This window comes from Nonomuraea sp. NPDC049709 (assembly GCF_040674815.1).
Classification (GTDB): domain Bacteria; phylum Actinomycetota; class Actinomycetes; order Streptosporangiales; family Streptosporangiaceae; genus Nonomuraea.
The window spans coordinates 1-23223 of record NZ_JBFANM010000029.1; the positions used below are offsets into that span (position 1 = coordinate 1).

21 protein-coding genes are annotated in these 23223 nt (G+C 71.2%); 9 read left to right on the forward strand and 12 right to left on the reverse strand.

Annotated elements, in window-relative coordinates; genetic code table 11:
- Positions 1 to 955: DUF916 domain-containing protein (locus AB0J69_RS27765; protein ID WP_364122879.1), on the forward strand; the 955-nt coding region annotated here is incomplete at its 5' end.
- A 99-nt stretch (positions 956 to 1054) separates the two neighbouring features.
- Here AB0J69_RS27765 and AB0J69_RS27770 read toward each other — a convergent pair.
- The gene (locus tag AB0J69_RS27770; protein ID WP_364122881.1) at positions 1055 to 1459 is read right to left on the reverse strand and encodes a hypothetical protein; all 405 of its coding nucleotides are present in this window, start codon (positions 1457 to 1459) and stop codon (positions 1055 to 1057) included.
- Positions 1460 to 1654: 195 nt separating this feature from the next.
- Entirely contained in the window at positions 1655 to 2443 is a 789-nt protein-coding gene (locus tag AB0J69_RS27775) for an SDR family oxidoreductase (protein ID WP_364122883.1), read from the reverse strand.
- A gap of 86 nt (positions 2444 to 2529) precedes the next feature.
- On the opposite strand from AB0J69_RS27775, the gene AB0J69_RS27780 reads away from it, so the two are divergent.
- Complete coding sequence (locus AB0J69_RS27780) at positions 2530 to 3381, forward strand: helix-turn-helix transcriptional regulator (protein ID WP_364122885.1); 852 nt, start codon at positions 2530 to 2532, stop codon at positions 3379 to 3381.
- A 1-nt stretch (position 3382) separates the two neighbouring features.
- Here the strand turns inward: AB0J69_RS27780 and AB0J69_RS27785 are convergent, their stop codons facing one another.
- Both AB0J69_RS27785 and AB0J69_RS27790 read right to left on the reverse strand, forming a co-directional pair.
- Complete coding sequence (locus AB0J69_RS27785) at positions 3383 to 3703, reverse strand: hypothetical protein (protein WP_364122886.1); 321 nt, start codon at positions 3701 to 3703, stop codon at positions 3383 to 3385.
- Positions 3704 to 3759: 56 nt separating this feature from the next.
- Positions 3760 to 4125: a hypothetical protein gene (locus AB0J69_RS27790; RefSeq protein ID WP_364122888.1), complete on the reverse strand. Its 366-nt coding sequence runs from the start codon at positions 4123 to 4125 to the stop codon at positions 3760 to 3762.
- 374 nt (positions 4126 to 4499) lie between these two features.
- On the opposite strand from AB0J69_RS27790, the gene AB0J69_RS27795 reads away from it, so the two are divergent.
- From AB0J69_RS27795 to AB0J69_RS27805, 3 genes are all read left to right on the forward strand, one after another.
- Positions 4500 to 5822: a cellulase family glycosylhydrolase gene (locus AB0J69_RS27795; RefSeq protein ID WP_364122890.1), complete on the forward strand. Its 1323-nt coding sequence runs from the start codon at positions 4500 to 4502 to the stop codon at positions 5820 to 5822.
- A gap of 25 nt (positions 5823 to 5847) precedes the next feature.
- Positions 5848 to 7065 carry an ROK family transcriptional regulator gene (locus AB0J69_RS27800; RefSeq protein ID WP_364122892.1) on the forward strand — a complete coding sequence of 406 codons (1218 nt, stop codon included), beginning with the start codon at positions 5848 to 5850 and terminating at the stop codon, positions 7063 to 7065.
- Between the two features lie 93 nt (positions 7066 to 7158).
- Complete coding sequence (locus tag AB0J69_RS27805) at positions 7159 to 8175, forward strand: hypothetical protein (RefSeq protein ID WP_364122894.1); 1017 nt, start codon at positions 7159 to 7161, stop codon at positions 8173 to 8175.
- 7 nt (positions 8176 to 8182) lie between these two features.
- Here AB0J69_RS27805 and AB0J69_RS27810 read toward each other — a convergent pair whose 3' ends face one another.
- The 3 genes from AB0J69_RS27810 to AB0J69_RS27820 form a co-directional block, all read right to left on the reverse strand.
- Positions 8183 to 9175, reverse strand: coding sequence for a S66 peptidase family protein (locus AB0J69_RS27810; protein ID WP_364122896.1), 993 nt, complete (start codon positions 9173 to 9175; stop codon positions 8183 to 8185).
- Positions 9176 to 9303: 128 nt separating this feature from the next.
- The gene (locus tag AB0J69_RS27815; protein ID WP_364122897.1) at positions 9304 to 10602 is read right to left on the reverse strand and encodes an SGNH/GDSL hydrolase family protein; all 1299 of its coding nucleotides are present in this window, start codon (positions 10600 to 10602) and stop codon (positions 9304 to 9306) included.
- 38 nt (positions 10603 to 10640) lie between these two features.
- The gene (locus AB0J69_RS27820) at positions 10641 to 11480 is read right to left on the reverse strand and encodes an NAD(P)H-binding protein (protein WP_364122899.1); all 840 of its coding nucleotides are present in this window, start codon (positions 11478 to 11480) and stop codon (positions 10641 to 10643) included.
- Between the two features lie 738 nt (positions 11481 to 12218).
- Here AB0J69_RS27820 and AB0J69_RS27825 point away from each other — a divergent pair.
- From AB0J69_RS27825 to AB0J69_RS27835, 3 genes are read left to right on the forward strand one after another with little or no spacing between them, the layout of a single operon-like run.
- Positions 12219 to 13343: a ThiF family adenylyltransferase gene (locus AB0J69_RS27825; RefSeq protein ID WP_364122901.1), complete on the forward strand. Its 1125-nt coding sequence runs from the start codon at positions 12219 to 12221 to the stop codon at positions 13341 to 13343.
- Positions 13340 to 14560 (forward strand): hypothetical protein, encoded by a 1221-nt coding sequence (locus AB0J69_RS27830; RefSeq protein ID WP_364122903.1) that lies wholly within the window; start codon positions 13340 to 13342, stop codon positions 14558 to 14560. Before AB0J69_RS27825 ends, AB0J69_RS27830 begins: the two co-directional genes overlap by 4 nt.
- Positions 14561 to 14567: 7 nt before the next feature.
- The gene (locus AB0J69_RS27835) at positions 14568 to 15740 is read left to right on the forward strand and encodes a ScyD/ScyE family protein (protein ID WP_364122905.1); all 1173 of its coding nucleotides are present in this window, start codon (positions 14568 to 14570) and stop codon (positions 15738 to 15740) included.
- Between the two features lie 11 nt (positions 15741 to 15751).
- Here AB0J69_RS27835 and AB0J69_RS27840 read toward each other — a convergent pair whose 3' ends face one another.
- Both AB0J69_RS27840 and AB0J69_RS27845 read right to left on the reverse strand, forming a co-directional pair.
- Positions 15752 to 16543 (reverse strand): maleylpyruvate isomerase family mycothiol-dependent enzyme, encoded by a 792-nt coding sequence (locus tag AB0J69_RS27840; RefSeq protein ID WP_364122907.1) that lies wholly within the window; start codon positions 16541 to 16543, stop codon positions 15752 to 15754.
- A 76-nt stretch (positions 16544 to 16619) separates the two neighbouring features.
- Positions 16620 to 19127 (reverse strand): hypothetical protein, encoded by a 2508-nt coding sequence (locus tag AB0J69_RS27845; protein ID WP_364122909.1) that lies wholly within the window; start codon positions 19125 to 19127, stop codon positions 16620 to 16622.
- 174 nt (positions 19128 to 19301) lie between these two features.
- On the opposite strand from AB0J69_RS27845, the gene AB0J69_RS27850 reads away from it, so the two are divergent.
- Entirely contained in the window at positions 19302 to 20528 is a 1227-nt protein-coding gene (locus AB0J69_RS27850) for a cytochrome P450 (RefSeq protein ID WP_364122911.1), read from the forward strand.
- A gap of 12 nt (positions 20529 to 20540) precedes the next feature.
- Here the strand turns inward: AB0J69_RS27850 and AB0J69_RS27855 are convergent, their stop codons facing one another.
- The 3 genes from AB0J69_RS27855 to AB0J69_RS27865 form a co-directional block, all read right to left on the reverse strand.
- Positions 20541 to 21461, reverse strand: coding sequence for an RNA polymerase sigma-70 factor (locus AB0J69_RS27855; RefSeq protein WP_364123119.1), 921 nt, complete (start codon positions 21459 to 21461; stop codon positions 20541 to 20543).
- A 170-nt stretch (positions 21462 to 21631) separates the two neighbouring features.
- Positions 21632 to 22801: a serine hydrolase domain-containing protein gene (locus AB0J69_RS27860; RefSeq protein WP_364122913.1), complete on the reverse strand. Its 1170-nt coding sequence runs from the start codon at positions 22799 to 22801 to the stop codon at positions 21632 to 21634.
- Positions 22802 to 22845: 44 nt separating this feature from the next.
- Entirely contained in the window at positions 22846 to 23223 is a 378-nt protein-coding gene (locus AB0J69_RS27865; protein ID WP_364122915.1) for a hypothetical protein, read from the reverse strand.

Sequence of the window (23223 nt, forward strand, 5' to 3'; positions counted from 1 at the left end):
TTCGACCATGATCTGCCGGGCCGCCGCCGTGGCGCTGCTCGCCGCGCTCGGCCTCGCGGGCGCGCAGGCCGGACCCGCCACGGCGGCGGACACCTCCTGGACGGTCCGTACGGCGGCCAACGACTTCGGCTCCGACCGACAGAACTACGGCTACACCATCGACCCGGGCGGGCAGGTCACGGACGGTCTCGTGGTCGTCAACCCCGGCACCGCGCCGCTCCGCCTCGCGGTGTACGCCGCCGACGCCTTCACCGCCGGGGACGGCCGGCTCGACCTGGTCGCCAGGGACACGAAGCCGGCGGCCGTGGGCGCGTGGGTCCACCCGGACCGGCCCGAGGTGACGGTCCCGCCGGGCGGGTCGGCCGAGGTGCCGTTCACGGTGACGCTGCCGGAGGACGCCGCGCCCGGCGAGTACATGGGCGGCATCGTCACCTCGCTCGCCCGGGCCGGCGAGGCGGACGGGACCGGCGCGGGCGAGCGGCTCGGCATCCGGATCCGGCTGCGGGTGGGCGGCGCGCTGAAGCCCGGCCTGTCGGTGGAGGACCCGCGGGTGCGCTACTCGGGCAGTCCGCTCGGTAAGGGTGACGCCACTGTCACGTACACGATCCGCAACACGGGCAACGCCATCCTCGCCGCCCGGCAGACGGTGTCCGTGTCGGGCCCGTTCGGGGGCTCGGGCGTACCCGCCGGGCGGATCGGCGACTCGCCCCAGCTCCTCCCCGGCGACACCTGGAACGTCTCCGTGCCGGTGCACGGCGTGGCTCCCCTGCTGCGCCTGACGGGGACGATCAACCTCGTCCCGCTGCTCACAGACGCGTCGAACTCGGTCGCCCCGCTCGCCGCCGTCGAGGCCACGGCGGACACCTGGACCGCCCCCTGGGCACTGCCGCTCCTCCTCGCCGCCGTGTGCGTGGTCGCGGCCCTGGTCCTCCGCCGCCGGCGGCGTCACTCGTAGCGGGCCCGGCGGGCGATCATCTCGAATCCGAGACCGCGGAAGAGGGCGGCCGAGGCCGGGTTGTCGACGTCGACGTCCAGGAAGACCTCCGGGGTGGAGCTACGTCGGTCGGGCCTCCCGCCCGTGGACGATGAGCGCGTACAGCACGAGCACGTCGATCGCGATGACGGCGAGCGACCACCAGGGATTCACCGCGATCCAGGTCAGCTGGGTCAGGGCGTTCAGCATCACCAGCACGACGCCGACGATCCTGGCCCAGTCCAGCCCCATGGTGACGCCGATGCCCGTGGCCAGGACGAGGACGCCCAGGATGAAGTGGACCCAGCCCCACGTGGTGATGTCGAAGAGCAGGAGGCGGGCGGGGGTCTGTACGTAGACGCGGTTGGCGAAGACGGCGGCCAGGCCGGTGATGATGTTGAACAGCCCGGCCATGACCATCATTGCGCCGCCGAACCAGACCCAGCCGACCCACCCGGTTACCCGAGGTGTGTGATGGTAGATCATCGGAGATTTCCCTCCCCTATGTCGTCCTGCGCTCCATGGCCTGCCCCGGCAGACATCACAAAAAGCGACATTCCTCCATAAATGGGGATAAGGTGGCGGCGGATTTTCCCCGTCTTGGCGAAAGGCGGCTCGCACGAGCCGTACAGGCCCGGCCGGCGACCCGCTGACCGAAGCTGCCGGCCGGTGGGGCCCCGGTCAGAGCCGGGCCCCGCCGTCGACCCTGAGGACCGCGCCGGTGACGAAGGATGCCCGGTCGCTGAGCAGCCACGCGGCCGCCTGGGCGATCTCGCCGGGGTCGGCCGAGCGGCCCAGCGGGGTGTGCGCCTTGAGCCGCTCGACGAGGCCGGGCGAATCCTGCTCCCACGTACGGATCATCTCGGTCAGGGTGCCGCCGGGGGCGACGGCGTTGACGCGGATGCCCTCGGGGCCGTACGTGACGGCGGCCGACTCGGTGAGGCTGTTGACCGCCCGCTTCATCGCCCCGTAGGCGGGCAGCTCGGGATTGGCCCCCAGGCTGCCGACGCTGGAGTTGTTGACGATGGCCCCCGTGCCGGCGGTGGCCCGGATGGCGGCGACCTCGGCGACCATGACCAGCCACGGGCCCCTGAGGTTCACGGCGTAGACGTGGTCGAAGTCGTCCTGCGCCACCTGGTCCATGGGGCCGGGCGGCACGAACGCCGCGCCGTTGTTGAAGGCCACGTCGAGCCGCCCGTACAGGTCCACGGCGCGCTCCACGGCCGCCCGCACGCCGGCCGGGTCGGCCAGGTCGCACACCACGTGGTCGGCGGTGCCGCCCGCCGCCCTGACCTCTTCGGTCACGGCCTTCAGCTGGGCCTCGGTCCGGGCCGCGAGCAGCAGCCGGGCGCCCTCCTGGGCGAACAGCCGCGCCGCGGCGGCGCCGATGCCGCGCCCGGCGCCGGTGATGAAGGCGACCTTGCCGGCCAGCAGGCCCAGACCGGCGGAAGTGTTCGGTGTTGTGTTCATGGTTACGAGCTTGCGCGGGTCCGCCGAGCCCATCCAGGTACCGCCGATACCTGCATGAACTGCTCGGACCGGCACACACTGGAGGTATGGACAGACGAGAACTGGCGGCCTTCCTGCGCAGCAGGCGTGAGCGGATCACGCCCTCCGACGTGGGTCTGCCGGCCGGGCCGCGGCGCCGTACGCCGGGGTTGCGCCGTGAGGAGGCGGCGCAGCTGGCGTACATCTCGACCGAGTACTACACGCGGCTGGAGCAGGCCCGTGGCCCGCACCCGTCGCGGGAGGTGCTGGCCGGGCTGGCCCGGGCGCTGCGCCTGTCGGACGCCGAGCGCGTCCACCTCCACCACCTCGCCGGCGCCCCGCCCGGCCCCCCGCCCGGACCCTCGCGCGAGGTGCGGCAGAGCATCCTCGACCTGCTGCGGCGGCTGCCGCTGGCCGCCGCGACCGTGACGTCCGCGACGCACGAGGTGATCGCCTGGAACGAGCTGGCGGCCGCCCTCATGGAGGACTTCTCCGCCGTGCCGCGACGCGACCGCAACCTCCTGCGCCGCGCCTTCCTCGGACCGCACCCGGACGGGCGGCGGTTGTACGGGGTGTCGGACGCCGACGAGTTCGGCCGCCGCGCGACCCAGAACCTGCGCGCCGCCGCCGCCCGCTACCCGGACGATCCGGAAGTGGCCGAGCTGGTGCGCGATCTCCTGGCCGGGAGCGAGGAGTTCGCGCGCCTGTGGGCCTCCCACGACGTGAGCTCCGAGCCCACCTTGCGCAAGACCTTCCAGCACCCGCTGGTCGGCCCCGTCACCGTCAACTGCGACGTCCTCGACATCGCCGACCGGGACCAGCGGGTCGTGATCTACACCGCCACGCCCGGCTCGCCGTCCGAGGAGGCGCTGCGGCTGCTGTCCGTCATCGGCACGCAGCGCATGGACGTGCCCCGGTGAGCTACACCCTCAGGCCCAGCTCCGGCTGCCCCAGCCAGTCCAGCCGGACCGCCGCGGCCCGTGCCCGCTCCTCCAGCTTCAGCCGCACCTTGTACACGCTCAGCAGGAGGGCCTGCAGGGAGTCGACGCCGAAGGCCGCCCCGATTCCCGCCTCGCCCAGGCCCACGACCTGGTGAGGGCAGCACCAGTCGCCGTTCGTGCTCAGCTCGTCGGGGCGCGGCTTGCCGAACCTCACGGTGACCAGGGTGCGGGTCCCGTCGGCGGCCACCCCCTCCACCTGGCGTTCGGCCACGATCTCGCCCAGCTCGTACGTCGTCTCCATGCCTTCAGTCTGCTGCCCGGGGCCCGCCTCCGTGGGCCCCGGGCGGCATGCCGGGATCATGAGTACAGGCGGACCTGCTCCGAGTCCTGGCTGAGGTTGACGCACAGTTCGTGCGGGTCGGGGGCGTCGTCCGGCTGGCGCTGCTGGCATGACCACTGTGCCCCGTCGACCTGGACCGTCGTGGTGGCCGCATCGCCTCCCGGGCCCGGCGGGGCGCCCTCGAACCAGGCTTCGGCCACCTTGACGGCGGTGGCACAGGCGGTGGCCTTGTCCTTCGAACTCTGCGCGACGACGTGCAGGGAGGGAGACCCGCAGTCGTAGTCCTGTGACGCGGACGCGTCTGACGGCGATGACAGGACGGTGGCGGTGAGGGCTCCGGCCGCGAGCACGGCGGCCGAGGCATGGATCGTGACCTTGTTCATGATTCCCCCCGATTGATCGCCTGATGGCGGGAAGTCGGCCGGCCCCGAATGTCCAGATCCTTCCGGTACGCCTCCAGGATGTCCGCCCTATCTGGCCCGCGCGGCAACGGCGCGGCCAAGACCAGCCCATGGGTTCATACGGCAGGCCGGACCGTGGCGATCCAAACCCCGGCGCTTATTTAACTACTGAAAGTTTCAGCAGCCGCGGCCTGCCGTCCACGGACTCCGATGGCCCGGTCGCCGCAGGTGGAAGCACCGATCCGGGCCGCCGGCCACCCGTACGCAACCGGACGTGATCTTCATCGTCCTTCACTCCGCTTCGGCGGATATGTAGCGTTTGGCCGCCCCGGCCCCGACGCGACACGAGGTAGGTCATGAAGAGGAAGCTTCTCGCCCTGGGCGCGGCCCTGCTCGCGGCCGTCGCGTCGATCCTGGTGGTGCACCTCCCGCCCGCCTCCGCCGCCGGAGGCCTGCATGTCAGCGGGACGAAGATCGTGGAGGCGAACGGCCAGGAGTTCGTCATGCGGGGCGTCAACCACCCGCATGTCTGGTTCACCGGCCGGACCAGCTCGTTCGCCGACATCAAGGCGCTCGGCGCCAACACCGTCCGGGTCGTGCTGGGCAGCGGCAAGCGGTGGGGCCCGTCCGACGACGTGGCCGAGGTGATCTCCCTGTGCAAGCAGAACCGGCTGATCTGCGTACTGGAGGTGCACGACACCACCGGCTACGGCGAGGAGGGCGCCGCCGCCTCGCTCGACGAGGCGGTCACCTACTGGATCGGCCACAAGAGCGCCCTGGTCGGCCAGGAGAACTACGTCGTGATCAACATCGGCAACGAGCCGATCGGCAACGTCGACGCCGGCCAGTGGATCGACGCCACCGCGAACGCGGTCAAGAGGATGCGCGGCAACGGATTCGAGCACCTGCTCATGGTCGACGCGCCCAACTGGGGCCAGGACTGGCAGTTCACCATGCGGGACAACGCGCAGACGATCCTGGACGCCGACAGCCTGCGCAACACGGTGTTGTCGATCCACATGTACAGCGTCTTCAACACCCCCGCCGCCATCACCGACTACCTCGACCGCTTCCAGGCCAACGGGTGGCCGCTGGTCATCGGTGAGTTCGGCTGGCGGTTCAACACGGGCGAAGCGGACGACGAGACGATCGTGGCCGAGGCGCGGTCGCGGGGACTCGGGTACCTCGCCTGGTCCTGGAGCGGCAACACCGACCCGATCCTGGACATGACGGTCAACTTCGATCCCAACCAGCTCACCACCTGGGGCAAGCGGATCTTCGACGGCCCCAACGGCATCAAGGCGACCGCCAAGGAGGCCACGATCTACGGCGGCGGGACCGGCAGCCCGTCCCCGACCGTCTCGCCGACCCCGCCGACCGGCGGCTGCTCGGCCACCTACCGGGTGACCGGCCAGTGGGGCGGCGGCTTCCAGGGCGACGTACGGGTCACCGCGGGCAGCTCGGCGATCAGGGGCTGGACGGTGACGTGGACCTTCGCCAACGGCCAGACCGTCACCAACGCCTGGAACGCGACGGTCAGCAGCAGCGGGTCCGACGTGACCGCCCGCAACATGGGCTACAACGGCAGCCTCGGCGCCGGCGCGAGCACGACCTTCGGATTCCTCGGCTCGTGGAACGGCAGCAACGGCGTTCCCACGCCGTCCTGCACCGCGAGCTGACGCGACGAAGGAAGGAGGAGGCAGGATGGCGACCCGCTCCGGGAGGCGGCCGAGGACGCGCGGCATGGTCCTCGACCGCATCCGGGCGGCCCGCACCATCAGCCGCATCGAGCTGGCCGCCAGCTCCGGAGTGACGCCGGCGACCATCACCCAGGTGGTCCGCGAGCTCATGGCCCACGAGCTGGTCGTCGAGGTCGGGCGCGGCGCCTCGACCGGCGGCAAGCCGCGGACGATGCTGCAGCTCAACCCACGGGCGCGGTACGCCGTGGGAGTCCTGTTCGAGCGCAACACGTGCGTCGTCGTCATCGTCGACCTGACCGGGCGGCAGGTCGCGCGGACCTCGTTCCCCGGCACGACGCTGCTGCCTCCCGAGGAGGCGCTTGCGCAGGTGGCCGCGCGGGTGGAGGCGCTGCTCGGCACCGCCGGCGTCGAGCGCGACCGGGTGCTCGGGGTGGGCCTGGTGACCTACGGGCCCCAGGATCGGCGGGCCGGCGTACTGCTGACCCACCAGCCGACCGGCGCCTGGTTCGGGTACCCGGTCGCGCCCCGCCTGTCGGAGCTCCTGGACCTGCCGGTGCTGCTCGACAACGACGCGGCGGCCGCGGCGATCGGCGAGCACTGGCTGGGGGCGGCGCGGTCGGACACCTTCGGCTGCATCTACATGGCCAGCGGGATCGGCGGAGGGGTCGTCCTCGACGGCCAGGTGTACCGGGGCAGCTCCTCCAACGGCGTCGAGATCGGCCACATCACCGTCGACCTGGACGGAGGCCCGTGCGACTGCGGCAACCACGGCTGCCTGGCGAACTACGCGGACCCCACCGCGGTGATCAGGCAGGCGGTGGCGACGCCGAGCCTCGGCCGGCGGCTGGAGCTCGACCCGGACGACCCGGACGTCATGACCGGGTTCGGCCGGATCGCGGCCGCGGCCGGCGCCGGGGACCCGGCCGCCCGGGCTCTCATCGAGCGCTCCGCCCGCCTTCTGGGCACCGCCGCCGTCACCCTGGCGAGCCTGTTCGACCTCGACCTGATCGTGCTGGCCGGGCCCAGCCTCACCGTGGCGGGCCCGATCTACCGGCCGGTGGTCGAGGAGGAGGTGCGGCGCCGCACGTTCGCCCGCCGGGCGCATCCGGTACGGGTGATCACCTCGGTCAGCGGCTCGGACGCGGCGGCGATCGGCGGCGCCGTGCTCGTCCTGCAGAGCGAGCTGGCCGTCCTGGAGCTGGACGCGCCGGCCCGGGCGTGACCCCGGGAGGTCACCGGAACCCCAGCCCTCTGGACAACCACCGCGACGCAGCCGATCCTCAATCCAGTGATTCGCCCTCTTGGAGGAGGACCGTTGGTCAGGATCGGTTTCCTGCTGCTGCTCGTCGGGTTCGGCTGGCTGACCGCGGACATGACCGGCCTGTCCCGGCTGGAGCACTCCGGCGGCTACCTGCTGCTCAGCAGCCTGCTGCTCGCGGTGGGCCTGTACGGCAGCACGCACGGCATCGACCGGACCGAGGCGCGCCAGCACACGAAGCTGATCCTGCTCGCGGTGACCGTCGGGGTGCTGTTGAAGGCGGCCTTCATCGCCGGCGTGGTCTATCTGGTGTCCGGGGACCCGCGGGCGATGATCCTGGCGGTGACCGTCGCCCAGATCGACCCGCTGTCGGTGGCCTCGGCCATGGGCGGTAACCGCCTGTCGGACCGGGCCAGGACCATCCTCGGCGCGTGGTCGTCCTTCGACGATCCGGTGACCGTGATCCTGGCGTTCTACGCGGTGTCGTTCACCAAGCCGGGCCAGGACGGCCTGTCGGCGTCGTACCTGGCGGATCTGGGGCTGAACGCGCTGTTCGTGGCGGTCGCGTACGGGGTGTGGCGGCTGATCAGGAACGCGCCGCCGGTGCTGAGCTACCTCGCGGCGATCAGCGCGGTCCTGTCCGCGGCGTGGAGCTCGCTCATGCTCGGCGTGGCGGCCGCCGGGCTCTACCTGCGACTGCCGGACCCGCGATGGCTGGCGCGGGCGGTGAGCGTGGCGTTCGCCCTGTCGGCGTTCCTGATGGGTCTGTTGCTGGTCGGCGGGGCGAACCTGATGATGGGCGTCCTGCTGGGGCTGGCGGCGTTCGCCGCGCAGATGCTCGCGGCACTCGTCCTCACCCGTGGGCTGCCCGTCGCCGACCGGGTGCACCTGGGGCTGGCGCAGCAGAACGGCATCACCGCGGTGATCCTGGCCCTGGCCTTCGAGCGCGACTTCCCGGGCTTCGTGGCGGTGATCGCCCCCGCGATCCTGACCGTCAACCTGGTCTACGTCGCCGCCAACCGCATCGCCGACGCCTGCCGCGTCCGCCGCGACCTGTCCGCCCCGCAGGAGTAGCGGAGGGTCAGTGGCGCAGCAGGGTCAGCTCCGCGTCCGTGCCGGTGACGGTGAGCCGGGCCTGGCCGCCGATCGGGAAGGTGGCCAGCGGATAGGTGTGGCCGACGTCGATGTTGGCCAGGACAGGGAGTCCGGCCAGCGCCGGCTGGGTGTCGACGATCTGCTCCAGCAGCGGGCGGGACATGCGGCTGGCCTGCTGGAACCGGCCGATCGCCAGCCCACGGACCCGCGGGCCGTCGGGAAGCTGCAGCAGGGAGGTCAGGTCGCGGGCGAAGGTCGCCGGGTGCGACTCCAGGTCGTCCTCGATGATCAGGATCGCGCCGTCGAGTGAGGGCATGTACGGGGTGCCCTGCAGCAGGTTCAGCGTGGCCAGGTTGCCGCCGACGAGGTGCCCCTCCGCGGCGCCCGGCCGGATCCGCCACCACCCGTCGTTGGGGATGAGCTCGCGCTTGTCCTGGTCGAGGAACCAGAGGTCGTCGCTCCAGTGCGCCGCCGGGGACAGGGCGACCGGGGCGGTGCCGAACATGACCGAGGTGAACCAGTCAAGCGTCTGCTCGAAGTGATCCCGCATCCCGAACGTCGACCAGTGCGGACCCGAGTAGGTGACCAGCCCGGTGCGGGCGAGGATGGCGTTCTGCAGGGCGGAGATGTCGGAGTAGCCGCACAGGATCTTCGGGTTGGCCCGGATCAGCTCCCAGTCCAGGAACGGCAGGAGCTCGTTGCAGTTGTAGCCGCCGATGACCGTCAGGATCGCCGCCACCGACGGGTCCGCGAAGGCTTCGTGCAGGTCGGCGACCCGTGAGGCGACGCCGGCGGAGTCGAACGCGTCCCGCTCGTCGACGTGCTCGCCGTACGAGAGCGTCAGGCCGAGCTCGGCGAACCGGGAGTCGATGAGGCCGGTGTGGTCATGCTCCATCACCATCGCGCGGGACCTGGCCGGCGCCACCACGCGCACCCCGTCGCCTGCCTTCAACTTGGGCGGGAACATCACATCCGTCACCCCCGAACCCTATCGGCGACGCCGTTCCCACCCTTGCACTCGATGACGGAAGCCTGCTCGGCGAAGTGGTCCGGCCAACGGATGCTGAACACGGCCGGAATGTATCGGCCCGGGGAAGCCGGGGTCGGTCAGCGGAGCGTGCCGAGGTCGATCGCGCGGGCCATGGCGTCGAGGCCGGCATCGTTGGGGTGCAGCCAGTCGCCCTCCTGGCCGTCGCGGGTGTTGTACTCGGGACGCAGCCGGTCAGGGTCATGGGGGTCGGCGAGGACTCGTTCGAAGTCGACCACGGCGTCGTACTCACCACCGGTACGGATCCAGTGGTTGACCGCGTCACGCGTCTTCTCCATGGCGAGCGTCTGCGCGTTGTCCTGCGGGTAGAGCCAGGGGTTGCCCTTGAACGGCATGATCGTGCCGCCGATGACCTTGATCCCGTGGGCGCGGGCCGCCCGGATGAGCGCGCGGTGGCCCTCGATGAGCTGCTCGGCCGTCACCGCCGTGTTCGGCTTGCTGCACGGGGTGTCCATCAGCGGGTACGTGATGTCGTTGATCCCCTCCATCACGATCACCGACTGCACGCCCGGCCGGTCGAGCACGTCTCGCCGGAAGCGGGCGGAGGCGTTCTCCCCGAAGCAGGCGGAGTCGTTCAGCAGCCGGTTGCCCGAGATGCCGGCGTTGAGCACGCCGAGCCGCCGGCCGGAGGCGGCGAGCCGCTCGGCGAGCTGGTCGGGGTAGCGGTTGTCCGCCCCCTCGGTCGAACCGGTGCCGTCGGTGACCGAATCGCCGAACGTGACCACCGAGCCGGTGCCGCCGAGCACGTCCACGCCGGTCAGGTAGTACCAGGAGGACGAGGTCTCGGTGAACGCCGTGGCACGCGGGTCGAGGCGGTGGTCCCCGCGGGCGCGGTAGGTGGTGGCCGAAGCGATGTCGTGGAAGGTGGCCGGGCCGGTGGGGGCCTTGACGTAGAGGGTGACGCTCACCTTGTCGAGCGCGGCGACGGGCAGCCGGACGGCGTCGCTGACGGCCTCCTGACCGGCGGGGATGACCGTGCCGGGCCAGTGGCGGAACGTGACGGGTCTCAGCGTGGCCGGGTGGACCGACGCACCGGCACCGGCCCTGCCGACGGTGACGCCGGTTACCTGCAGCGGGGTGGCGCCGTACCGGTTGGACAGCCTGATCCTGAGCTTCGCGCCGCCGGTGCTGACGCGCACCACCTGGCGGAGCGTGTGGTCGGTGAAGCCGGCCTCGGACCAGTTGGTGCTGCCGGGCATGCCGCCCGGGGAGGGCTGCTGCATCGCGGCAGCCCACGCCCCGGTCCAGGCTCCGGGCCCGGCGGTGGCGGCGGCCTGGACAGGAAGGCCCGGCGGCGCGATCAGCGCCGCCACGGTGGCGGCGGCGATCGCGGCGGCGCGGTTCAGGGGAATTCTCATGAGAGTGCGGGATCCGTTGCTCGGAGGCGGGTGACAGGTCAGCTGAAGTCGGCGACGTGGTCGGCGACCCACTGCGCGTAGCCGCGGGCGGGCCGGCCGGTGAGGTCGGCGACCAGGGAGTTCACCGGGGCGGGCTTGCCCACGGTCGCCGCCATCAGGTCGAACAGCGCGTTGATGAAGGCCGGATCCATGAACTGGCCCATCTGCGCCCGGACCGGCTCCGGGTCGAGCTCCTCGAAGCTCAGCGGGCGGCCGAGCACCCGGCCGAGCGTGCTCACCTGCTCGGCCTGGGTCATGGACTCGGGCCCGGTGAGCTCGTAGACCTTCCCGGCGTGCCCGTCCTCGGTCAGCACGCGCGCCGCCACCTCGCCGACGTCGCCCTCGTGGACGGGGGCGCTCTGGGCGCCGGCGTACGGGCCGCGCACGACGTCACCATCGGCGAGCTGCATCGCGAACGACAACGAGTTGATCGCCGGGAAGAAGATCCGCAGGAACGTCCACTCCGCGCCGTTCGCCCTGATGGCCCGCTCGACACCGTGGTGGTAGGCGGCGATCACATCGGGCTGCTCGTCAGCGCCCTCGACCACGGCGCCGGAGGACAGGAACACGATCCGCCCCACCCCCGCCTCGCGCGCCGCGTCCAGGAACGCCGTCGGGTCCATCTGGTACGGCAGCACCAGAAACACCGCCGTCACCCCGGTCAACGCCGGGGCCAGCGTCGCTGCCTGCGTGAGGTCTCCCCGCACGACCTCGACGCCATCGGGGAGCCCGGCGGCCTCCGGCGTCCGGCTCAGCGCCCGGACCTGATGGCCCGCGGCGACGAGCGACTCGACGGCCTGCCGGCCGAAGTGGGCGGTGGCTCCGGCAACAAGGATCATCTTCGTTTCCTTCGATCATGGCGGCTGAACGCCGCGGCTACCTACGGGACGAGTCTACCAGAACGGAATACTATGTTCCGACAGTGGGCTTCCAGCTTCCGCCCGCACATGCGTGGCGACGGCCGGCCCCGTCGCCAGCCACGGTCTACGCTCCACCCGGCCTCCTCACCCGCAAAAATGCACACGAAGCATATGTAACAGCCACAAATCATCACTTCCCTCACGCCTCGGCCGCGATGCCGCGCCGCAGGTTCCCCGGCCGACCGACGGCGGTCAGGGTCAGGGTCCGGCACGAAGGCAGCCGCTCGCGATGTCCCGCCTCCAGCCGCGGCAGGCGCCTCGCGCAAGATGCGCATGTCCTCGGCCGGCAGCACCCGAATCACCTCGGTGACCTGCCTTCAGGGCGAAGGATGTCCGCAGCTCAGCGAAGTGGAGCCTGCGCGCCGGAAATGGCGGTTGAAACGAAATTGCAACGGCTCCTGTGACCCTGGGCAAAGGGACGACGGATTCGCTCGTGAATTCGTGCCCCCGGGTGCGTGAAAGGAGGTGGACAACGATGAAGGTTCAGATCCGGCGCCTCGAGAAGATCGAGACGACTGCTGCCTGTAACGCTTGCTGCTGCTGCGGCGACTGCTGATGCCCTATTACCCGGCCCCGGCATCGGCAGCGGTGCGGGGCCGGGCCCCGGGCCGCCCTGTCCGATGAGGAACACGCCGAGGAACACGGAGAAAAGAAGATATGCAACGCCCACGGATGAAATTAGTCTTCCCGCCGATTCCCATCGGCGCCGGACGCATCCGGATCGCCAGCATGGACCTGGGCATCGCCTCCGAACTGGAGGACGACGACCAGGGCAACACCTGGCGGCTGATGGAGCTCATGGACGGCACGCGTACCGTGCCGGAGCTGCACGCCGACATGCGGGGCGAGAACCGTGACGTCACCCTGACCGACATCGAGGACGCGGTCGCCGCGCTCGGGAACGCCGGCTTCGCGGAGGACGCCGCGATCCCGCCACCGGACAGCCTCTCCCCCGCCGAGCTGGAGCGTTACCGGCGCAACCTCGAGTTCTTCTCCTACTTCCACCGCCCGCCGGCCACGTCGTACGACTTCCAGCGCCGGCTGCAGGGAGCGAGGGTCACGCTGCTCGGGCTCGGCGGGCTCGGCTCGTTCGTCGCGATGAGCCTGGCCGCGATCGGCGTGGGCGACATCCTGCTGGTGGACTACGACCGTGTCGAGCTGATGAATCTCAACCGCCAGATTCTCTACACCGACCGCGACATAGGCCGGTTGAAGACCGACGCCTCGGCCGACCGGCTGCGCCTGATCAACCCGCACGTCACCGTCACCACCCTGAACACCATGGTGGACGGCGTGGACGCGGCGCGGGCCATCATGGCGGGCCGCGATCTCATCATATGCGCGGCGGATCGGCCGCGAATTCAGCTTTACCAGTGGCTCAACGAGGCGGCGCTGGCCGAGGGAATCGCGTGGGTCCGGGGCTCCCAGAGCGGGCTCACGGTGAATCTCATGATGCATATTCCGCAGGAAAGCGCCTGTTTCCAGTGCGCGGAGCAGGACGCGCTCGCCAAATTCCCCTGGTACGGCCCGTCACAACGCTATTTCATGGACGTCATCGGGGACCGCACGGTCAATCCCTGCATGGCACCGCTCGCCGGGATGATCGGCAATCTGGCCGCTCTGGAGGCGGTGAAATATCTCACCGGAATGGCGGACCCGGTCATTCGCGGCCGCATGTTCTTCATCGACCTGCTGCGCATGAGCACCGAGTTCGCCGAGCCCGGCCGGCTCGCTGATTGCACGGCCTGTGGATCAGCGGTCGCCCCTGCGGTGAGCGCATGAACGACGACAGCGTCGTCACCCTGCACGAGCTGCACTTCGGCGTCGAGGAGGACGGCGAGTGGGAGGTCGGCAGGCCGGAGACCGGGCAGTTCGTGCGGTTGCCGGTGGAGGGCGTCGCGTTGCTGGAGTTGCTCTCGCTCGGGCTGCGGCTCGCGGAGGTGCGCGAGCGCTTCGCCGACCGGTTCGGCGCCGAGCCCGAGCTCGACGAGTTCCTCGAGGGGATCGGTGAGTGCGGCTTCGTCGCGTCCGTGGACGGCCAGGTGCTCGCCGACCCGCTCGGCCCCGCCGCGCCGCGCAGGGGGCTGACCCTGCTGGCGAACGTCCGGCAGGAGCGGGTCGCCTGGCTGGTCACCCGGCCGATGCTCGCCCTCTACCTGGCCGTCTGGGTCGCCGTGCCGGTGCTGCTGCTGGCCGACCCGCGGCTGCTGCCCCGGCCGTCGGACGCGCTGCCGTTCGACGGGGCCCTCGTCAACGCCGTCACGCTGGGCTTCGTCGGCTGGGGACTCGTCCTGCTGCACGAGTGCGCGCACGCCATCATCGCGCGGGCCCTCGGCTGCACCGGCTCGCTCTCGCTGAGCCGCCGGCTGTACTTCCTGGTCGCGCAGACCGACGTGAGCGGGGTGCGGTCCGCCCCCCGCCGCCGCCGGTACGCCGTCTTCCTCGCCGGGATGACCTGGGACCTGGCCGTCATGCTCGGTTGCCTCGCCGGTCAGCTCCTCGGCCTGAGCGGTCCCGCCGAGCAGCTGGCCCGCGCGGTCGCGTACGCGCTCGCCCTTTCGGTGATCTTCCAGTTCCAGGTGTTCATGCGTACGGACATGTACTACGTGCTCGTCAACTGGCTGCGGCTCGGCAACTTGATGGAGGACACCCGGCACTGGCTCGCCGATGCCGTGCGGTCCCTGGTCAACCGGCCGCCGCGGCACGACATGAGCCTGGTGCCCGCGCGTGAGCTGCGCATCGTCCGCTGGTACGCGCCCTTCTACCTGCTCGGCTCGGCCGCGGCGTTCGCCGTGCTGGGCCTGCTGACGGTCCCCGCGCTGAGTCAGATGGTCGACCTCGCGCTGCGGGGTATCGGCGGCGGCCCGTCCTCTTCCCACTTCTGGGACGGCCTCGGCTTCCTGCTGCTGGTCGCGTTCCAGCTCGCCGCGCTCGCCTGGGTGTTCGTCGTCGAACGACGTGACCGCCGGGGCGGCGAGTTATCCGTCGGCTCTCCTTAGGTTGCACATGAAGAAATCGACACGCGGCGCCCTGGCCCTGGCATTGACCGGCACGGCGCTGAGCACAGTGATGCTGCCCGCGGATCCCGCCGCGGCGCGAGCAGGCAGCACGATCGAGGTGGTGGCCGAAGGGCTGGACACCCCGCGCGGGCTCGTCTACGACGCGGGCAACCGCCGGGTGCTGCTCGCCGAGGCCGGCGAGGGCGGGCCGTCGGGGCCCGACGGCGGCACCTGCGGGCAAACCGGTCTCGGCGCGGTCTGGTGCTACGGGGCGACCGGGGCGATCTTCCAGTACTCCGAGCGCCGCCGGTCCGGCCGCCGGATCGTCACCGGGCTTCCCTCCACCGGGATCTACGACGACAGCGGGACCCAGCGGTTCAGCGTGCTCGGCGTGCACGACCTGAGCCTGAGCTCGGCCGGCCACCTGCGCGCCGTCTTCGGGCTCGCCGGGGAACGGCCGTTCCGCGACCAGCTCGGCCCGGGGGCGGTGCCGCTCGGGCAGCTCGCCCGGGTCGCCGGTCACTCGGGCGAGCTCGTTCCCGAGGCCGATCTCGCCACGTACGAGCAGCGGCACGACCCGCATCCGGGCGACACCGAGTCCAACCTCTACGGCCTGGACTCCGGCCCGTACGGGACCGTCGTCGTGGACGCGTCCGGCAACGACGTGCTGCTGGTCCGGCCGGACGGCGGCATCAAGGTGCTCGCCGTGCTCCCGGCCAGAGCCCCGGCCGCCGATCCGGGCGGGCTCGTCGAATCCGTGCCGACGGCGGTGGTCCGGGGCCCCGGCGGCGCGTTCTACGTCGGCGAGCTCAGCGGTTTCCCGTACCACAAGGGCGAGGCCAAGGTCTGGCGGCTGGTCCCCGGCCGGTCCCCCACGGTGTACGCCGACGGCTTCACCAACATCGCCGACCTCACCTTCGACGAGCGCGGCCGGCTGATCGTGCTGGAGATGGCGAAGGACGGCCTCTTCGACGGCAACCCCGGGCACAGCGGGGACACCGTGACCGGCCGGCTGGTGCGGGTGAACGCCGACGGGTCACGGACCGACCTGGCCACCACCGGCCTGGAGAACCCGGGCGGGGTGGCGTACGCCGGGGACGGCGTGTTCTACGTGACCAACCGCAGCACGGGCGCCGGCGACACGGGGCAGCTCCTCCGCGTCAAGGTGCCCCGCGGCTGATGCCCCGCGGCTCAGTAGCCGGGGAAGACCCGGCGCAGCAGGTCGAGCTCGGCGGCGCCGGTGGTGACGACGTCGCCGGGGGTGTGGCGCGGCGCCAGCCGGCCGGCCACCAGCCGCAACCAGGCTTCTGCGGGCAGTTCGAGCGTGCCGTCGGGCTTGTCGGGGAGGTCGAAGTCCACGCTGATCCGTTCGCCCAGGCGCAGGGCGAACTCCGACGCGGGCTCGGTCGTGGTGACCCGGAGGACCGCCTGCCGGCCCTCGAGCTGCTCGGGCTTGCCGGTCCAGCCGATGAGGTCGGGCGAGCCGTGCAGGAGCTGGTGGGTGGCGGCCGGGGTGAGCACGGCGTGCTCGTCGAAGGCCACGCGTACGTCCCACGAGTGCAGGGCCAGCTCGCTGAGCCGCATCCGCGCCGCCGTGGCCAGGTCCACGGGGGCGGGCAGGAAGCCCAGATCGATGCGCAGGTTGGTCCGGGTGGGCGCGTCGAGGGATTCGTACAGCGCGGTCAGGCTCTCGTTCGCCTGGAGGAAGCCGTCGGCGCGTTGGCGGCGCGTCATGGCGTTCCACCGGTCCCAGACGCTGTGCATGAAGTCCTGGCCCGGAGCCGGCTCGCCGTCCAGAGCTGCCCGGAGGGTGGCCCGCGTGATCTCGGCGCCGCTGCCGAGATGGCTCAGCACCTCCGAGACATCCCATTCGGCCGCGCCCGAGGGCCGGGCCAGGTCGTCCTCGCCGAATGAGGACACTGCTTCGGTGAGCACGCCGTATTCGGTACGGAGTGCGGCGATCACCGCGTCGGAGCCTGTCATACGTTCTCCAGAGGTGTGTCGGCGGCTGTGAGGGCGGGCGTCGTCGCCCGCCCTCACAGCGAACGTATCGTGGCCGTCAGACACCGAAGGCAGGCAGGGTTCCGGACGTCTGAGGCAGGCGGGCGGTGGCGGAGTTGTTCCGGATGAAGCCGATCCGGATCCGCTGCCCCGGCGAGAGGCCGAGGCCGGACAGGGGGACGGCCGCCTCGACGACAGTGTCGTTGCGGGCGAAGGTGGCCTGGCCGCGCGGAGTCCACGACCAGCCGCTGCCGCCGTGGCGGTAGAGGTTCGCGTTCTCCAGCATGAACTCGGCGCCCGACGGGTTCGTCCAGCCGGCCGCCGCGTAACCGGTCGCGGGATTGTTGTCGGTGTCGAGGAAGAACTGCTCCAGGACGTTGAGGCCGGTGCCGCGGGCGAGCAGGTACAGGTGGACGCCGTCGCTGGCCGCCGAGATCGACTGCACGTCGCCGGTGCCGGTCATCAGCGGCGCCGTCCCGGCCCAGTCGGACGCCGACCCGTCGATGGTGAAGCCCTGCCCCGGGGTGGGAGTGGGGGTGGGGGTAGGAGTGGGAGTCGGCGTGGGGGTCGGGGTCGGCGTGGGGGTCGGAGTCGGGGTGGAGGTGCCCCCCGGTACGGTGAACGCGACCGAGGCCCCGCCGAAGTTGGCGCTCCTGAACCAGGTCCAGATCTCCCTGCCCGCCATGGTCTCGGGAAAGACGTGCTCCCTGGCGAACTCCAGCTCCGCCCGGTTGCCCGACTGCACCACCCGTACGGGCCATCCCCGGTTCGCCGGCGAGCCCGTGCTGGAGAATCGGAAGACGTCGCCCTGACCGGCCCCCGCGTGCGGCAGCAGGTACGCCTGGTTCAGGGACTCCAGGTAGACCCGCGCGTCCGGCGAGGTCGGCCACCACGGCTGCCACCCGGACGGGCCGTCCCGGTCGTGGTCGAAGTAGATCATCTCCTGGGCCAGGTTGAGCGCCTGCCTGGCCTCGACCATCATGAAGAACCGGTCGCCGACGAACCTGGTGAAGACCTTGGTGATCCCCTTGCCGTTGGCGCCGGCCGGGTCGTTGAAGACCGGGGTCTGCGCGGACCACTCGCCGAACGAGCCGTCCGCCACGAAGCCCCCGCACAGGTCGGTGGGATGCGCCCCCGCCTGGCCCTGCGCGGCAAGCCCCTGGGCGTCCAGCCAGTTCTTGGCGTCGTCGTAGATCGCCGAGTTGAAGTGGTTGGCGCCGCTGACGTCGTAGCCGAGGTAGCCGCTGCGGGTGACCACCTCGTTCATCCACTTGTGGGTGCCGGACGCGGGCACCCGGAAGTCGATGATCACCACGTTGAAGCCGTCGGCGGCGCCGGCCTGGGCGTTGACGTAGTCCTTCCAGAAGCCGCCGAAGTTGTCGCGGCTCCGGTACGTCGGCGAGCCCGGGTCGGTGTTCCAGTTGTCGGCGTATCCGGGGCTGGTGTCGTAGAAGCCCGGTATGTAGGTGTTGTAGTACCAGGACTCGGTCACGAAGACGTTGATGGCGTGGCGGTAGCGGGCGGCGAACTGGGAGGTGCCCTCGTCGGGGTTGAAGTACCAGTAGCCGCGGTTGGCCGCCACCACCTTCGACGGGTCCACCGCCTTGATCTTCTCCACGAGCTCGACCATGCCCTTGGCGGTGAACCCGAAGTTGCCCCTCGGCCCCCAGGACACCGACGGCCCGGCCCCGCCGACCGGGTCGGGGGTGTCGACGGTGTCCAGGAAAACGCCGTCGTACTCGCCGTCGTGCACGATCTTGTCCACCTGGTAGGTGACGAACCGCTGCCACGCGGGGTCGCCGCCGTTGATGTACCCGCCTCCGTACGTGCGGTTGACGTCCACGACGCCGTCGCCGTCCTTCCAGTAGCCGCCGTACGGGTAGCGCGCGTCGGTCACCCAGGTGCCCTGCTGGTCGAGGTACCAGGGCATGACTCCCTTGCCGGCCCAGCGCAGCCGGTTGCCCCAGGAGGAGTGGTCAGGGGCGATGGAGACGCCCTGGTAGCCGGCGTAGTCGTCGCCGTAGGTGCCGTCGGGCGTCGCGCCGTGCTCGACGTCCACGTACCCGCCGGAGGCGGTGTAGTTCCACGGATTGGGGCCGTGCAGCGGCCCCGACGGGCCCTGGTAGCCGGCGGGCAGCAGGCCCAGCTCGATGCCCTTGGCGACGGTCATGTGCCCGGACGACCCGGGGATGATCGTGGGGAGCATCTCGCCCACCGAGAGGTAGCCGAGCACGATCACGTCGTCCGCCGTGCCGAGCGCGCCGTCCAGGCCGCGCTTGATCTCCTGGACCTGGGCGCTGGTGACCGACTCGAAGTAGAAGTGGTCGGCGGTCACGTTGAGCACGCGCAGCGTGGGTTCGAGCACGACGAGGTCGTAGCCCTTGAGCTGGTTGGTCTTGGTCTGGTCGAGCTGGCCGTACCAGAAGGCGACGCGGCTGTTGCGGTCGAGCGTGGGGACCTTGCCGTAGAACGGCGTGCGGCCGAGCTCGAACTGCGCCGCCGAGGCGGTCTCCAGCGGGAACAGGATCGTGGCGACGAGGAGAAGTAACAGGGGCAGGAGTCTCATGGGGGCTCCTCAGGGGCTGGATCTTGAGCTTAATAATGGAGTCCATGGAAATTAAGTCAAGACCTCAGCGCGCCGATCAGGCTGATCAGTGCTGATATCAGGGAGACCTGAATAAAGACTCATTGCGGGTTATAGTCAGGGCAAATTGCCAATCTTCGGGCAAAGGTGATGGGCATGTCCCTGGGCGATCTCTACGACCCGCTCCGTACGCACCTGAACGATCCCTATCCCTTCTACGAGCGGGCACGGCGCGAGGAGCCGATGTTCTTCTCCCCGGCGATCGGCGCCTGGGTCGTGACGAAGATGGCCGACGTGCGCAAAGTGCTGCGCGACGGGCAGACCTACTCCTCGGCCAACACCCTGCGGCCGTACGCGCCGTTTCCCCCGGCGGTCCTCCAGGAGCTGGCCAAGGGCATACCGCCGCGGGAGAACTTCATCACGATGGACGGCGAACCGCACCGGCGGCTGCGGGCGCCCGGGGCGGCGGCCCTGTCCCCCGAACGCGTCACCGCGGCCGAGCCGTACATCACCGAACGCGCCGGGCAGCTCATCGACGGCTTCGCCAAGGACGGCCGCGTCGAGTTCATGGCCGGGTACGCCAACCGGCTCCCCGTCGACGTGATCGCCCGGCTGACCGGCTTCGCGGAGGAGGACAGCACCGCGTTCGGGGACGACAGCCGGGCCGGGGCGGCCATGAGCATGGGGCACCAGTTCAGGTCGGACGAGGAGCAGCTCGAGTGCGCGCGGGCGTGGGTGCGCTTCCAGCGGCTCATCGAGCGGTACGTGACCGATCGCCGCGCGGCGCCCCGTGACGACCTGATCAGCGACTACATCGCCGCGTACGCCCCGGGCGACGGACCGCTCACCGACGAGCAGATGGCGGGACTCGTCGGCCTGGTCCTGGGCGTCGCCCTGCCGGGCCACATCACCACCTCGGCGCTGCTCGGCAACGGGCTGCTCCGGCTGCTGTCGCACCCCGAGCAGTGGCGGCTGCTCCGCGAACGGCCCGACCTCGTGCCGAACGCGGCGGAGGAGATCGCCCGCTACGACACGCCCACCCACATGTTCCTCCGGGTGGCGACCGCCGACACCAGCCTCGGCGGACGAGACCTCCCGGCCGGCACCGAGGTCGCCCTCTGCCTGGCCTCCGCCAACCGCGACGAGGAGGCCTTCGAGCGGGCCGAGGAGTTCGACATCACCCGGCCGCTGCGGGCCAACGTGGTCTTCGGCCAGGGCGCCCACTACTGCCCCGGCGCCGGGCTGGCCCGCCGCCAGGTCGAGATCTCGCTGCGCCTGCTCACCGAACGCCTGCCCGATCTCCGCCTCGTACCGGACCAGCGCGTCGAGTACCGCGGCACGCTGGATCACCGGGGCCCCTTCGAGCTCCACTTCCAGTGGTGAGCCCGCGCCCGGTCAGCCGGGCGCGGCGGCCGGACGCGGGCGTGACCGTTCGAAGGCGTCGAGCTTGACCGGGTTGACGATCCACATGACGTGATGGATGCCCTGCGGCGAGGCCTCGACGGTGAGCATCGTGACCCCGCTGCGGCCGCGCGGGACGATCGCGGCGGCGAGCCCGTTCACCTCGACCCACTCCATCTCGGCGCCCGGCCAGAACCTCGGGGCGAACGCGGCCAGGAACCGCGCCACCCGGAGGCTGCCCAGCAGCGGGAAGCGGGCCGCCCCTCTGAGCCCGCCGCCGTCGGAGGAGCTGACGACGTCCGCGGCGAACAGGTCTTCCAGCGCGGCGATGTCCCCCGTCTGGGCGGCGTCGATGAAGGCCCGCAGGAGACGCCGGTGCTCGCTCTTGTCGATGGGCTCGCGCCGCGCGGCGGTCAGCCGCTTGCGGGCGCGGCTGACGAGCTGGCGGACGTTGACCGGGGTGAGCTGGAGGATCTCCGCGATCTGGCGGTAGGGGTAGACGAAGGCTTCGCGCAGGACGTACGCGGCTCGCTCGGTGGGGTTGAGCCTTTCCAGCAGGAGCAGGAAGGCGAGCTCGAGCGCCTCCCCGCGTTCGGCACCGAGCGCGGGGTCGAGGCTGGTGTCCACGGGCTCGGGGAGCCAGGGCCCGATGTAGGTCTCGCGGCGCGCGCGGGCGGAGGTGGCGACGTTGATGGACAGGCGGGTGGTGATCAACGCCAGGTAGGCCGAGGGATTGTCGACGGCCGCCCGGTCGGTGCCCTGCCACCGCATCCAGACCTCCTGCAGGATGTCCTCGGCCTCCGACGCGCTGCCCAGCATCCGATAGGCGATGCCGAACAACCGCGGGCGCAGCTCGACGAAGGCGGAAGCGGCCTCGTCGAGCGCGCTCGCGTGGTCCAGGAACTCTGTCTGCATGTCCACCCGTGCCTTCGCTGCGTTCGCCCGGCAGATCACCCGCGGTGACGCGCACCCGAGATCAGGACGCGCCTGGATACCGGGCGTCTCTCGCCGACCCCGTCGTCAGCTAAGACAAGGCAGCCTCCCCGCTTTGTGACGGTTTCGGGGAAATTTCTTCGCCGCCGATCTCAGAGGGCGCTCCGGACCGCGTCGAAGAGCTTGGCCGCCCTCGGGTCCGGCACGCCTTCCTGGATGTGGTTCATGACGTAGCCGAAGGCGAGGCCGGTCGCCGGGTCGGCGAAGCCGAGCGATCCGCCGTAGCCGCCGAACCCGAAGGCGGTCGGGCTGTACCAGAACATCTCGGGCGTGGGCAGGCCGAAGCCCGTGCCGATCCGGACCGGCATGCGCAGGACCCGGTCGACGCCGCTGACCTGTTCGGCGGTCGCGGCCGCCAGCGTGCCGGGCGACAGGATGCGGTGCCCGTCGACCTCGCCGATGAGCGCGGCGTAGAAGCGGGCCAGGGCGCGGGCGGTGCAGATGCCGTTGGTCGACGGCATCTCGGCGTACTGCTCGGCGGGGTCGTCGTGGTTCAGCGGCGGCGTGACGACGCTCATCGCGCGTACGGTCAGCGACGTCGGATCGGCGAAGGCGGCCATCACGTCGCGCGTGGCCTCGGGGAGGGTGTCCAGGTCGGTCCCGGTCAGCGCGTCCAGGTCGACCTTCGGGACGACGAGCCGGCTGACCCGGTGCCGCTCCGCTTCCGGCAACCCGATCCACAGGTCCAGGCCGAGCGGTGCGGCGATCTCCTCGGCGAGGAACGTGCCGATGCTGCGGCCGGTCACCCGGCGGACGACCTCGCCGACGAGCCAGCCGTACGTGAGCGCGTGGTAGCCGTGCTCGGTGCCCGGCTCCCAGCACGGCCGCTGGGCGGCCAGCGCGGTCACCATCGGCTCCCACGCGAGCGCCTCGGCCGGGGTGATCGGCCGGTCGAGCACCGGCAGCCCGGCCTGGTGGGTGAGCAGCCAGCGGACCGGGACGCGCTCCTTCCCGTTCGCCGCGAACTCGGGCCAGTAGGCGGCGACGGGCGCGTCGAGGTCCAGCTCGCCCCGCTGGGCCAGCAGGTGCGCGCACGCGGCGGTGACGCCCTTGGTGGTGGAGAACACGACCTGGAGGGTGTCGCGCTCCCAGCGGCGGCCGGTGCCCGGGTCGGCGACGCCGCCCCACAGGTCGACGACCTTGCGGCCGTGCACGTAGACGCCGACCGCGGCGCCCACCTCCTGGCCGCCGGCCAGATTGGCCGCGAACGCCTCCCGCACCCCTTCGAATCCCGGTGCGGTCTCCCCGCCGATTTCGAGCATGCGTCATCGCCTTCCGTTGCAGGTGTGGTGTGCCGCCGGAGGTGCTAGCCGCGCCAGTGCCCGATGAGCCAGGCGCAGACCTCCGGCTCGGTCATCTCGGGAAATTCCTCGGTGAACGTGGCGAGCGCGCGCAGGGCCTCGTCCCGGTCGAGGCCGCGGATGGCGGCCGCCTTGAGGTATTCCTGGCGCGCGGCGGTAGGGCGGCCGCCACCGGCGCCGCGGCCCGGCAGGCTGTCGCGCCACCGGACGATTTCCGGCAGCCGCTCGGGCCGCCAGCCGGGAGCCCCGTCGATCTCGACGTCGGGCTCGGGAAACGGGTGCGTCGAATCACCCGGGTGGCGGGAGCGCCACTTGTGCACCGCGTGCCGGCTCACCCCCAGCGCTTCGGCAATGCCGAGCACACCGAGGTAGGACACGGTCAT

What these genes read in the sequence shown, in the direction of transcription:
- AB0J69_RS27860 (WP_364122913.1), bottom strand. Translation starts at nt 22,801, where the DNA reads ATGCTCGAAATCGGCGGGGAGACCGCACCGGGATTCGAAGGGGTGCGG.
- AB0J69_RS27845 (WP_364122909.1), bottom strand. Translation starts at nt 19,127, where the DNA reads ATGAGACTCCTGCCCCTGTTACTTCTCCTCGTCGCCACGATCCTGTTC.
- AB0J69_RS27775 (WP_364122883.1), bottom strand. Translation starts at nt 2,443, where the DNA reads ATGAACACAACACCGAACACTTCCGCCGGTCTGGGCCTGCTGGCCGGC.
- AB0J69_RS27790 (WP_364122888.1), bottom strand. Translation starts at nt 4,125, where the DNA reads ATGAACAAGGTCACGATCCATGCCTCGGCCGCCGTGCTCGCGGCCGGA.
- AB0J69_RS27800 (WP_364122892.1), top strand. Translation starts at nt 5,848, where the DNA reads ATGGCGACCCGCTCCGGGAGGCGGCCGAGGACGCGCGGCATGGTCCTC.
- AB0J69_RS27770 (WP_364122881.1), bottom strand. Translation starts at nt 1,459, where the DNA reads ATGATCTACCATCACACACCTCGGGTAACCGGGTGGGTCGGCTGGGTC.
- AB0J69_RS27825 (WP_364122901.1), top strand. Translation starts at nt 12,219, where the DNA reads ATGCAACGCCCACGGATGAAATTAGTCTTCCCGCCGATTCCCATCGGC.
- AB0J69_RS27780 (WP_364122885.1), top strand. Translation starts at nt 2,530, where the DNA reads ATGGACAGACGAGAACTGGCGGCCTTCCTGCGCAGCAGGCGTGAGCGG.
- AB0J69_RS27850 (WP_364122911.1), top strand. Translation starts at nt 19,302, where the DNA reads ATGTCCCTGGGCGATCTCTACGACCCGCTCCGTACGCACCTGAACGAT.
- AB0J69_RS27815 (WP_364122897.1), bottom strand. Translation starts at nt 10,602, where the DNA reads ATGAGAATTCCCCTGAACCGCGCCGCCGCGATCGCCGCCGCCACCGTG.
- AB0J69_RS27785 (WP_364122886.1), bottom strand. Translation starts at nt 3,703, where the DNA reads ATGGAGACGACGTACGAGCTGGGCGAGATCGTGGCCGAACGCCAGGTG.
- AB0J69_RS27795 (WP_364122890.1), top strand. Translation starts at nt 4,500, where the DNA reads ATGAAGAGGAAGCTTCTCGCCCTGGGCGCGGCCCTGCTCGCGGCCGTC.
- AB0J69_RS27835 (WP_364122905.1), top strand. Translation starts at nt 14,568, where the DNA reads ATGAAGAAATCGACACGCGGCGCCCTGGCCCTGGCATTGACCGGCACG.
- AB0J69_RS27820 (WP_364122899.1), bottom strand. Translation starts at nt 11,480, where the DNA reads ATGATCCTTGTTGCCGGAGCCACCGCCCACTTCGGCCGGCAGGCCGTC.
- AB0J69_RS27830 (WP_364122903.1), top strand. Translation starts at nt 13,340, where the DNA reads ATGAACGACGACAGCGTCGTCACCCTGCACGAGCTGCACTTCGGCGTC.
- AB0J69_RS27865 (WP_364122915.1), bottom strand. Translation starts at nt 23,223, where the DNA reads ATGACCGTGTCCTACCTCGGTGTGCTCGGCATTGCCGAAGCGCTGGGG.
- AB0J69_RS27855 (WP_364123119.1), bottom strand. Translation starts at nt 21,461, where the DNA reads ATGCAGACAGAGTTCCTGGACCACGCGAGCGCGCTCGACGAGGCCGCT.
- AB0J69_RS27840 (WP_364122907.1), bottom strand. Translation starts at nt 16,543, where the DNA reads ATGACAGGCTCCGACGCGGTGATCGCCGCACTCCGTACCGAATACGGC.